The following is an 11,029-nucleotide window of genomic DNA, read 5'->3' as shown; positions in this document are numbered from 1 at the left end:
TGGGGTGGCTCGCGGTCGGCCGGCGGGGGGGGGGGGGGGGGGGGGGGGGCGGGCGGCCCCCCCGGCCGGCCCCTCGCGCGCGGCGGTCGCTCAGAAGTCCTCGGCGATGATGCGCTCGATGTTGCGCTCGGCGAGGGCGGTGATGGTGACGAAGGGGTTGACGCTGGTGTTGCCGGGGATGAGCGAGCCGTCCATGACGTAGAGGCCCCGGTAGCCGTGGAGGCGGCCGTGGTTGTCGGTGGCGCGGTCGAGGACGGCGCCGCCGAGCGGGTGGTAGGTGAGGTGGTCGCCCCAGATCTTGTAGGTGCCGAAGAGGTCGGTGCGGTAGATCGTCCCCTCCTTGGCGTTGATCTTGTCGAAGATGGACTTCGCCATGTCGATGGAGGTCTGCTTCCAGGCCCGGTCCCAGCTGAGGTCGACCCGGCCGGTGGCCGGGTTCCAGGTGAACTCGGCGCGGCGCGGGGTGCGGGTGATGGAGAGGTAGAAGGAGGCGTAGGTCTCGATGCCGGTGGGCAGCGGGGCGACCTCGGCGAAGGCGCCGCCCGCGTCCCAGTTGTCGATGCCGGCGGTGGGCATGGCGGACTGGAGCGTGCCGGTGGGGTCCCACATGTGGTTGGCACGGCCGCACATGACGTTGCCGTTGTCGCCCCAGCCCTTGCCGATGTGCTCGTTGAGGGCGGGCAGGGCCCCGGTGGCCTTGAGGCGGGTGAGGAGCTTGCTGGTGCCGACGCTGCCGGCGGCGAAGAAGACCCGGTCGGCGCGGACGGTCTTGGAGGCGAGGACGGCGCCGGTGGTGTCGATCTGGTCGATGGCGACCGTGTAGCCGCCGGCGGCGGCCGGGGTGACGGAGGTGACCCGGTGGAGGGCGGAGACGGTGACCCGGCCGGTGGCGGCGGCCTGGGCGAGGTAGGTCTTCTGGAGGCTCTTCTTGCCGTGGTTGTTGCCGTAGATGACCTCGCCGGCCAGGGCGGACTTCGGTACGGCTCCGGCGGCCTCCTGCTTCATGTAGTCCCAGTCGTAGACGTTGGGGACGAAGACGAAGGGGAAGCCGGAGCGCTGCGCGTGCTTCCGGCCGACGCGGGCGTACTGGTAGGCGTCGGTCGACTCCCACCAGGCGGTGTCCACGGGGGTGACGCCCAGGCCCGCGTTGGCGCGCGGGTAGTAGGTGGCGTACATCTCGGCCGGGTCGACGGTGGGCAGGATGGCGGGGAAGCGTTCCCGGAGCGGGGTGACGGCCATGCCGCCGTTGACGAGGGAGCCGCCGCCGATGCCGCGCCCCTGGTAGACGGTGATGCCGGCGAACTCCTCGGCGTCGAGGATGCCGGTGTGGCGGGGCACGTCCTTGTCGAGGGGGAAGCCGAGGAACTGGCTCAGCGGCTGCTTGGTGCGGGTGCGCAGCCAGAAGGAGCGGTAGTCGGGGGTGGTGGTGTTGGCGAAGATCTTGCCGTCGGGGCCGGTGGCGTCCCAGGCCAGACCCATCTCGATCATGTGGACGTCGACACCGGCGCGGGCGAGCCGGAGGGCGGTGACCGAGCCGCCGTAGCCGGTGCCGATGACGAGGGCGCGCACCTGGGAGCCGTCGGGGATGGGACAGACGTTCAGGCCGGGGACCTCGGCGCGGGCGGGGGTGGTCAGGGTCCCGGCGAGGGCGGCGGCGCCGAGAACGGAACCTGTTCCGGTCAGGAAGCGGCGGCGGCTGACTCCGTGAATTCCCCGGGCGGACAGGGGGTGTTCACTCATGTGATCTTCCTCACTCGTGAGCGAATGGGAACATGTTCTACGACCGGCCGCCGAGGAAGTCACGAGAAACCGACGGGTAACTTCAGGCCGGATACGCCCCCTTGATCGCCGCGGCGACGTGCGCCGCGTGGGCCCGCGCCGCCGGCAGCGCGTCCGCCCAGGAGCCGTACTCCCCCGCCAGGTACTGGGCCCGGGCGGCCGCGAGCACCGGCCGGTGCTCCGGGGGCAGTTCGGGCAGCAGCGCGGCGGCGGCCCCGTCCTTGGAGCGGATCCGGCCGGTGCGCAGGGTGGTGAGGATCCGGGCCAGGGTCAGCAGGACGTTGCGGGTGTCGCCGTCGAGGTCGGCGAGGAGTCCGGGCACCCCCTCGACGATCGCCGCCCGCAGGTCGGCCTCCGGCACCGGGTCGAACAGCTCGGAGGGGCGCGGGCCGAGGAGGGGGGCGTCGCCGGAGCGCGCCATGGTGATCAGCGGGGCCAGGTCGGGGCAGGGCGCGGGCCCGGGGGTGAGCCCCGCCTCGAAGTCGTCGCGCAGCCACTCGCCGTAGAGGTACTCGCAGACGGGCGGGTACCGCCAGGGCCGGACCCGGTCGTGGACGACCAGGCTCAGTTCCACGGGCCGCGCGGGGCCCTCGTACGCCCGGGCTCCGGAGACGGCGAGGAGCGCGTCGGTGAGGGCACGGCGCTCGGCCCCGGTGGTGGGCCGGTCCAGGACGACGAGCACGTCGACGTCACTGGTGGGGCGCAGTCCGCCGAGGACGGCCGAGCCGTGGAGGCAGGCGGCCCGCACGGCCGGGTCGCCGAGCGTCTCCCGGACGAGGCGGACGACGCGGCGGGCCTGCTCGGCGGCGCTGTCGGGGAGTGCGGGCACGGGAGCTCCTGGCGGCGGGGGCGGGGGTGGGCCGTCACCGTATCGGGAGCGGGGGTGCCGCGGAGGCTCCGCGGGCGCGGGCGGTGCGGGCACGGAGGCGTCACGGGCGCGGGCGGGGCGGCAGACGCCACAGGCACGAGCCGGGCGGCGGGTGCCGTACGGGGGCGGGCTCGCCCGGGAATGCGGACGCGGGGGCCGGTGCCGTACGGGAGGGGGTGCGGGCGGCGGCGGGGTCGTTACCGGCTCACGGGCGGAGGAGGGGGAGTTCGACGCCCGCGAGCCGGTGTTCGGGGGCCGTCAGGCGCGGGCCGGGGCGGGGGAGGCCTCGCGGGAGGCGCCGGTGGCGAGCGCGGGCGCGGCGCGGACCGGGCCTTCGAGGAGGCGGCGCAGGACGGCGGTGCGGCGGGCCGGGTCGTCGCCCTCGGTCCCCGCGAGGAGGGCGGCGAGGACGGCGATGCGGGCCTGGCCGGCGCGCAGGGAGCCGGTGAGCAGGCCGCCGTTGGCCACCAGGTCGACGGCGCCGCCGCCGGTGTAGATCTCGGCGAGCGGGCCCGCCGGGACGCGGGTGGTGACCGCGACGAGGACGCCCCGTGCGGTGGCCTCGGCGACCGCCTCGGCGATCTCCGGGGTGGCGTTGCCCGCACCGGTGGCGACGAGGACGATGCCCCGGGCGCCGGCGGCGAGGGCGGCGTCGAAGTGGAGCCGGTCGCCGTCGGTGTGGTGGAAGACGACGTCCACCCGGGGCAGCGCGCCGCGGCCCGCGTCGGGGTCGGCGGTGAGGGCGGCGGCGGGCAGCGGGAGGACCGCCGGGCGGTCGGGGAGGCGCTCGATGTCGACGCGGGAGAAGCCGACGCGGCCCAGGCGCTCGGCCGAGGGGTCGGAGAAGGCGTCGGCGGCCAGGGTCTGGGTCTTCACCGTGCCGCGGGCGGCGTGGACGCGGCCGTCGAAGACGACGAGGACGCCGAGGTCGCGGACGGTGGCGGCGACCTGGAGGGCGTCGTACAGGTTCCCGGGTCCGTCGCCGTCGCCGGTGCCGAAGGGGCGCTGGGCGCCGGTGAGGACGACCGGGCGGGGGTCCTCGTGGTGGAGGTCCAGGAGGAAGGCCGTCTCCTCCAGGGTGTCGGTGCCGTGGGTGACGACGATGCCGTCGACGCCGGGGTCCGCCAGGGTCTCGTGGACCGTGCGCAGCAGGACGAGCTGGTGGGCGGCGGTGAGGAGGGAGCTGTTGACGTTGAAGAGGTCGCGGACCTCGACGGTCACGCCCTCGGGCAGCGGGGCGGTGGCGAGGACGTCGTCGCCGGAGGCGTCGGCGGCGTAGCCGGTGCCCTGCCAGCGGCTGGCGATGGTGCCGCCGGTGCTGATGACGACGATCCGGCGCGGGCTTCCGTCGTTCGTTCGCTGCATGTCCGCCGCCTCTCCCTGGCCGTACCGGTTCCGCTCTTCTCGGCAACGTTAGGCCAGAGGGGGGAGCAGGCGATTGCCAATATGGGCGCAGAAATGTTTCATCGTGGCAGATAATCGCGTCATGGACCGAATCGATCTCCACATCTTGCGCGAGCTCCAGCAGGACGGCCGGCTGAGCAACCAGGAGCTGGCCCAGCGGGTCGGCCTGAGCCCCTCCCCCTGTCTGCGCCGGGTGCGCCAGCTGGAGCAGGACGGGGTGATCCGGGGCTACCGCGCGATCATCGACCCGGAGGCGGTCGGGCGGGGCTTCGAGGTGCTGGTCTCGGTCGAGGTGAAGCGGGACCGGGAGACGGTGGAGGCCTTCGAGGAGGCGCTCCAGTCGATCCCGGACGTCATCGAGGCGTACCGCCTCTTCGGGAGCCCGGGGTGCCTGCTGCGGATCGCGGTGGCGGACCTCTCGGCGTACGAGCGGCTGTGGATCGAGCAGCTGACGGCGCTGGCCGGGGTCACCGAGGTGAACTCCCAGATCATCATGAAGCGGATCAAGGAGCCGAAGGGGATGCCGGTGGACCTCCGGGGCACCTGAGGCGGAAGCGGCGCGACTCGCCCGCGGACGGCCGCGCCGTATGCGAGAACGTCACCGAATGGCTCTTTGTCCGTAACACGACAAGCCCTTCTCCCGTGCCACCCTCCGGGATGACACGAAATCAACACGCGTAGAACGCCGCCCCCTCGAGCCGGGCCCGGTGTTCGCCCGCGTGCCCGTCCCCGGGAAAGGGCCCCCCATGTCGGTTGCACGGATACGCAGTTGGAAGGCCTGGGCGGCACTGTCCGCCGCCGTCGTCGGACTCACGCTCCCCGCGGTCACGGCGACCCCCGCCGCCGCCACCACGACCGCGTACGACACCACGTACTACAAGAACGCCGTCGGCAAGACCGGCACCAGCCTCAAGTCGGCGCTGCACACCATCATCAGCAGCCAGAGCAAGATCTCGTACGACGCCGTCTGGAACGCGCTGAAGGTCACCGACCAGGACCCGAACAACACCAACAACGTCGTCCTGCTGTACAGCGGCGCCTCGCGCAGCAAGTCCCTCAACGGCGGAGCGGTCGGCAACTGGAACCGCGAGCACACCTGGGCGCAGTCGCACGGCTCCTTCGGCACCGCGGCCGGCCCCGGCACCGACCTGCACCACCTGCGCGCCTGCGACGTCCAGGTCAACAGCACCCGCGGCAACAAGGACTTCGACAACGGCGGCAGCGCGGTGAGCGGCGCCCCCGGCAGCTACACCGACTCCGACTCCTTCGAACCGCGCGACGCCGACAAGGGCGACGTGGCCCGCATGATCCTCTACATGGCCGTGCGGTACGAGGGCGGCGACGGCTGGCCGAACCTGGAGCCCAACGACTCCACCACCAACGGCAGCGTGCCCTACCACGGCCGGCTCTCCGTCCTGAAGCAGTGGAACGAGCAGGACCCGCCGAGCGCCTTCGAGGAACGCCGCAACGACGTCATCCACACCACCTACCAGGGCAACCGGAACCCCTTCATCGACCACCCGGAGTGGGTCGAGGCGATCTGGTAGCCCGTCAGGGCCGCGCGGCCGGCTCCCCGGAGGACGGGGAGCCGGACCCCGGTTTTGGATTGTCGGAGGATCATCAATACGATCCGCCGATGATCACGACAAAACGGCTGACGACCGGGGCCTGCGCCCTGCTCGTCGCCCTGAGCGCCGCGCTGCTGCCGACGAGCGCCTCCGCCGACGCACCGGAGGCGAAGGAATCCCCCAAGGTCGAGCTGGTCCTCGACGTCAGCGGCTCCATGCGCGCCAAGGACATCGACGGCAAGTCCCGGATGAGCGCCGCCAAGCAGGCCTTCAACGAGGTCCTGGACGCGGTGCCCGAGGAGGTCAGGCTCGGCATCCGCACCCTCGGCGCCGACTACCCCGGCAACGACCGCAAGCGCGGCTGCAAGGACACCCGGCAGCTCTACCCGGTCGGACCGCTGGACCGGACCGAGGCCAAGACCGCCGTCGCCACCCTCGCCCCCACCGGCTGGACCCCGATCGGCCCGGCACTGCTCGGCGCGGCCGACGACCTCGGCGAGGACGGGGCGACCAAGCGGATCGTCCTCATCACCGACGGCGAGGACACCTGCGCCCCGCTCGACCCCTGCCAGGTGGCCCGCGAGATCGCCGCCAAGGGCATCCACCTCGTGATCGACACCCTCGGCCTGGTGCCGGACGCCAAGACCCGGCAGCAGCTCACCTGCATCGCCGAGGCCACCGGAGGCACGTACACCTCCGTGCACCGCACCGAGGACCTCTCCCGCCGCGTCCGCCAGCTGGTGGACCGCGCCGCCGACCCGGTGGTGACCCCGGTCGCCACCGAGGGCGCCGGGCGGTGCGCGGACGCCCCGCAGCTCAAGCCCGGCCTCTACACGGACCGCGAGACCTTCGGCGAGCACCGCTGGTACAAGGTCGACCTGCTGCCCGGCCAGGAACTGCGCGCCTCCGTCAGCGTCTCCGCCGACCGGGCCGTGAACAACGACTACGGCGTGCTGCTGCGCGCCGTGACCCGGCACGGCCGGGAGATCGTGCGCGGCTCGGAGGCCGGCGACGGCCGCACCGACGTCGTCTCGACCGGGCTGCGCTACCCGAAGGCCGAGGTCGAGGACGCGGACGAGGACGGCGACGGCAAGCCGGCCGCCGAGACCGTCTGCCTCCAGGTCAGCAACTCCTTCTCCGCTCCGCCGGCCGTGAAGACCACGCCCGGCATGCCGATCGAGCTGACCGTGGACATCGTGGACGGCCCGGCGAGCGCCTCGGACGTGGCCTCCTTCGGGCTCGGCCGCGGCTGGTGGCTGCTCGGCACGCTGGTGCTCGCCGGCTTCCTCGCCGGACTGATCTGGGGCTGGCTGTCCCGCTGGCGCTTCGCCGTCTGGAGGACCCACTGATGCGCACCGTACGGATGCTCGCGGCCACCGCGCTGGCCGGCGCCGCCCTGCTGGGCCCCGCCGCGCCGGGCGCCCTCGCCGACACGCCCGCGCCGTCGGCCCCGGCCGACGGGGAGGCGGGCCCCACGGAGGCCGGCACCACCTTCCGCACCGCCGCCGCCTTCCGTCCCGGCCAACAGGCCACCGCGCAGGCGGCGACGGGCGACTACCTCTACTGGGTGTTCCCCGCCGACACCGGCGAGCGGCCCACCGTCAGGGCCACGGTGACGCTCCCGGAGAGCGCCCTGCGGCACGGCGCCGCCACCTGGCGGGTCGACGTGTACGACGGCCTGCGGCGCCGTCAGCCCTGCGTGTACGGCGCCCAGTCGCGTACCGCCGCCAAGGAGGCCGCCTCGCTGGAGCTGGCCTGCGTGCTGCGGCCGGTGCGCGCCTCCGCCGACGCCTGGGCGAACGACCCGCTGCCGGGCAGCTACTACGTGCGGCTGACGGTCACCGGGCTGCCGGACGAGGACCTGGGGCAGCCGTTCTCGGCCCGCGTCGGCGCCGACGTCGACGACCGGGACGGCGCGTACGCCACCGACGGGGCGCTCGCCGCGCCGCTGGTGCCCGGCGCGACCACCGCCGAGCAGGCCGAGGCCGAGGAGGAGGCGGGCCGCCGGACCGCCGTGGAGGCCGCCGCGCCGGAGGACGGCTGGTCCTCCGGACGCTGGTCCGACCGCTGGATCTGGACCGCGGCCGGCGGCGTCCTCGCCGCGCTCGCGGGCATCGGCGGCTACGCCCTGACCAGGGGGTCGGGCCGTCCGTCCCGGGTTCCGCCGGCCGCCTGACCCGCCCGGCTCCGAAGGCCCCCGCCGCACGCGCGGCGGGGGCCTTCGCGCGTCAGGCCATGCGCCGGTCGCCCTCCATGACGGCCTGCCGGATGCGGTGGTAGGTGCCGCAGCGGCAGATGTTGCGCAGTTCGTCGAGGTCGGCCTCGGTGACCGCGCGGCCCGCCTCCCTGGCCCGGCGGACCGCGTCGACGGCCGCCATGATCTGACCGGGCTGGCAGTAGCCGCACTGGGCGACGTCGAGGTCGAGCCACGCCTCCTGCATCGGGTGGAGTTCGGCGCCGACGGTGTCGGCCAGGCCCTCGATGGTGGTGACCTCGTCGTCGGCCGCGAGCGCGCCGACGGGGACGGCGCAGGGCGTGAACGCCCTGCCGTTGAGGTGGCTCGTACAGGCCCGGCAGACGCCGACCCCGCAGCCGTACTTGGGTCCGGTCACGCCGAGGACGTCCCTGAGGACCCACAGCAGCCGGACGTCGGACTCGACCTCGGCGGTGACCGCCTTGCCGTTGAGGATGAAGGTGTGCTGAGGCACGGGGGGGCTCCGGGAGGGATCAGAGGACGCGGTCGCGGCCGTCGGTCGGGGACGCCGGGACCGGGGGGACGGCCGGGGCGGGGGTGAAGGGGAGCGGGGCGGTGTGGTTGACCGGGAAGTCGGTCGGCATCGTGCCCGTCGCCCGGCCGTAGGCGCAGGCGACGGCCGCCATGGCCGCCGCGACGGCCAGCTCGCCCGCGCCGCCGGGCTTGTCGCCGGTCGGCGGCATGACGACGATCTCCAGCTCGGGCGGGGTGTTCCACTGCCGGGTGTAGAAGTAGTTGTCCCAGCTCGACTCCAGGAAGGCGCCGTCCCTCAGGTGCAGTCCCGAGGTGAGGGCCAGGGCGATGCCGTCGGAGATGCCGCCCATCATCTGGGCCTCCAGGCCCTTCGGGTTGACGGCGAGGCCGACGTCGACGGCGCAGACCACCTTGGTGACGCGGGGGCCGGTGCAGGCGTTCGGGACGGTGCGCCCGGTCGTCGCGGGACGGCAGTCGATCTCGGCGAGCACCGCCACGTACGAGTGGTACTCGGGGTGCACGGCGATGCCCTGCGCGGTGCCGGGCTCCATCGGCCGGCCCCAGCGGCCCCGCCGGGCGACCTCGTCGAGGACGGCGCGGGCCCGGGCCTCCTTCAGCAGGCGGCGGCGCAGCGCGCAGGCGTCCTCGCCCAGGCGGTCGGCCAGCGCGTCGACGACGAGCTCCTGCGCGGTGCGCACGTTGGGCGAGTAGATGTTCCGCATCGAGCCGGTGTGGTAGCCCTTGTCGGTCTCGGCCAGGAGCTGGGTGGTGACGCCGAGGTGGTAGGGGCTGGTCTGGGTGAGCTGGAACATCGTCTCGGAGAAGGTGAGGTCCGCGACCGGCAGCCGGGCCGCCTCCGCCGTCAGCACCTCGCCGATGCCGTGGCCGAAGTCGGTGGCGACCGAGGTGTGCCGCTGCTCGTACGTCAGGACCTCGCCCAGCGAGTAGGTGGCGCGGACCCGCGAGGTCGACATCGGGTGGGTACGCCCCTGCCGGAAGTCGTCGGTGCGGTGCCACATCAGCTTCACCGGCTTGCCGAGCTTCTCCGAGATCTCGACGGCCTCGTGGGCGGCGTCGTGGAAGAGCTTGCGGCCGAAGGAGCCGCCGCCCTCGGTGACGTGCACCCGCACGGCGGAGACGGGCAGCCCGAGGCGGAGCGCGATCTGCTCCTGGGCGACGATCGGGGCCTTGAGGGAGCCCCAGATCTCGGCGGAGTCCGGGCGGACGTCCGCGATGGCGCAGTTGGTCTCCAGGGCGGCGTTGCTGGCGAAGCGGAAGGTGAAGCGGGCGTCGACGGCCTTCGTGAGGAGCGGCAGCGGCGGGACGACGAGCGGGAGTTCGGCCCGGCGCAGCTCGGCGAGGACGGTGGCGTCGGTGGCGCCCTCCGCGGTGCCGGGGCCCCAGTCGACGTCGAGGGCGCGGATCGCGTCGACGCACTGGCCGAAGGTGCGGGCGCGGACGGCGACGCCGGTGGAGACGGTGACGGCGTCGGTGACGCCCGGCATGGCCCGGACGGCGTCGAGGTTGGCGACGGAGCGGACGGTGCCGTTGATCGTGGGCGGGCGGCAGACCATCGTCGGCAGGGCGCCCTCGACCCGGAGGTCCATGGCGAACTTCTTGCGGCCGGTGACGGCGTCGAGCGCGTCGAGGCGGCGGCGGGCCGTGCCGATGACCCGGAAGTCCTCGCGGTCCTTGAGGGTGACGGCGACGGCGGAGTCCGCCACGGCCGCGGCCCGCGCGGCGAGTTCGCCGTAGCCGAGGACGGCTCCGGCCGGGGAGAGGACCGTGCCGGCCTTGGTAGTGAGGGTGGAGACGGCCTCGCCGAGGACGAGGGAGGCGGCGTGCAGCAGCCGGCCGCGGGCGACGGCGGCGGCGACCCGGATCGGGGTGTAGGTGGAGACGGTGGTGTTGGAACCGCCGGTGAGCTGGTTGAAGAGCAGCTCGGGGCGGGCGTCGGCGAGGGTGACCCTCACCTTCTCCAGGGGCAGGTCCAGCTCTTCCGCGATGAGCATGGCGGAGGAGGTGGTGACGCCCTGGCCGACCTCGGCGCGCGGCAGGGCGAAGTGGACGGTGCCGTCGGCTTCGAGGCGCAGGGTGATGAGGTGGCTGGTCGGGAGCGCGGCCGCGGTCAGCAGGTCGTTGAGGTCGAGGAGTTCGGCCGGTCCGGGCAGCGAGGGGACGGCGGCCCCGGCCGTCGTGGGGGCGAGCGCCTCCGCGCCGGCCTGCGCGGCGACGGTGAGGGTGGGCGCGGCGAGCACGTAGCCGAGGAAGCGGCGCCGGCCGATGCCGGGCGCGCCGTCGGACGGCTGCCCGGCCGGCGGGGGGTTCTGTTCGTTCGCGGACGCGGGGTGCCGCCTGGCCATGGGGGGTTGCCTCTCGACGCTGCCGTACCGGCCCTGGGGCCGGCCTCCTCCTCGGGTGCGGGGCGATCATCGCGCATCCGGGGGCGCGGCGGGGCCACTTCGGCGAGGAATCCGCGCAGGATCCGCACTGGTCAGAGCCGTTTTCAGTCAGGTCCGCCGGTTTTCGTCCGGTGGGCGGCCCGGAGGTGGCGGTGGCCCGGGGCGCGGGTGCGGGGCGGCGCGGGACGGCGCGGGTGGCCGCGCGCCTGAGGGAGCCGGGCGTGGAGACGTACGGGGCCGGCTGGAGTCGGCCCACGGGCACGGGGAGGACTCGCGACGT

The 11,029-nt window shown here is 74.1% G+C and carries 9 protein-coding genes; 4 read left to right on the top strand and 5 right to left on the bottom strand.

Annotation, left to right across the window (positions count from 1 at the left end; translation table 11 throughout):
- Positions 1-90: 90 nt before the first annotated feature.
- The 3 genes from ACFW6A_RS11775 to ACFW6A_RS11765 all read right to left on the bottom strand — a co-directional run bounded on the left by ACFW6A_RS11775 (position 91) and on the right by ACFW6A_RS11765 (position 4,012).
- Entirely contained in the window at positions 91-1,740 is a 1,650-nt protein-coding gene (locus ACFW6A_RS11775) for a GMC oxidoreductase (RefSeq protein ID WP_386479892.1), read from the bottom strand.
- An 82-nt stretch (positions 1,741-1,822) separates the two neighbouring features.
- Positions 1,823-2,608, bottom strand: a complete 786-nt coding sequence (locus tag ACFW6A_RS11770) for an aminoglycoside adenylyltransferase family protein (protein ID WP_351856816.1) — start codon at positions 2,606-2,608, stop codon at positions 1,823-1,825.
- Between the two features lie 297 nt (positions 2,609-2,905).
- Positions 2,906-4,012, bottom strand: a complete 1,107-nt coding sequence (locus tag ACFW6A_RS11765) for an asparaginase (protein WP_386640169.1) — start codon at positions 4,010-4,012, stop codon at positions 2,906-2,908.
- Positions 4,013-4,133: 121 nt separating this feature from the next.
- On the opposite strand from ACFW6A_RS11765, the gene ACFW6A_RS11760 reads away from it, so the two are divergent.
- The 4 genes from ACFW6A_RS11760 to ACFW6A_RS11745 all read left to right on the top strand — a co-directional run bounded on the left by ACFW6A_RS11760 (position 4,134) and on the right by ACFW6A_RS11745 (position 7,795).
- Positions 4,134-4,598, top strand: coding sequence for an Lrp/AsnC family transcriptional regulator (locus tag ACFW6A_RS11760; protein WP_351856812.1), 465 nt, complete (start codon positions 4,134-4,136; stop codon positions 4,596-4,598).
- 199 nt (positions 4,599-4,797) lie between these two features.
- Positions 4,798-5,598 (top strand): endonuclease, encoded by an 801-nt coding sequence (locus ACFW6A_RS11755; protein WP_351856810.1) that lies wholly within the window; start codon positions 4,798-4,800, stop codon positions 5,596-5,598.
- Positions 5,599-5,687: 89 nt separating this feature from the next.
- Positions 5,688-6,968: a VWA domain-containing protein gene (locus tag ACFW6A_RS11750; RefSeq protein WP_351856808.1), complete on the top strand. Its 1,281-nt coding sequence runs from the start codon at positions 5,688-5,690 to the stop codon at positions 6,966-6,968.
- Positions 6,968-7,795, top strand: coding sequence for a hypothetical protein (locus ACFW6A_RS11745; protein ID WP_386484790.1), 828 nt, complete (start codon positions 6,968-6,970; stop codon positions 7,793-7,795). The genes ACFW6A_RS11750 and ACFW6A_RS11745 overlap by 1 nt, the downstream gene beginning before the upstream one ends.
- A 52-nt stretch (positions 7,796-7,847) precedes the next feature.
- Here ACFW6A_RS11745 and ACFW6A_RS11740 read toward each other — a convergent pair whose 3' ends face one another.
- Both ACFW6A_RS11740 and ACFW6A_RS11735 read right to left on the bottom strand, forming a co-directional pair.
- Positions 7,848-8,327 (bottom strand): (2Fe-2S)-binding protein, encoded by a 480-nt coding sequence (locus ACFW6A_RS11740; protein ID WP_351856804.1) that lies wholly within the window; start codon positions 8,325-8,327, stop codon positions 7,848-7,850.
- Positions 8,328-8,346: 19 nt separating this feature from the next.
- Entirely contained in the window at positions 8,347-10,710 is a 2,364-nt protein-coding gene (locus ACFW6A_RS11735; protein ID WP_386640165.1) for a molybdopterin cofactor-binding domain-containing protein, read from the bottom strand.
- Positions 10,711-11,029 lie beyond the last annotated feature (319 nt).

The organism is Streptomyces sp. NPDC058758 (assembly GCF_042746075.1).
Taxonomy (GTDB): Bacteria; Actinomycetota; Actinomycetes; order Streptomycetales; family Streptomycetaceae; genus Streptomyces.
This window is presented reverse-complemented; position numbering and strand designations above follow the sequence as displayed.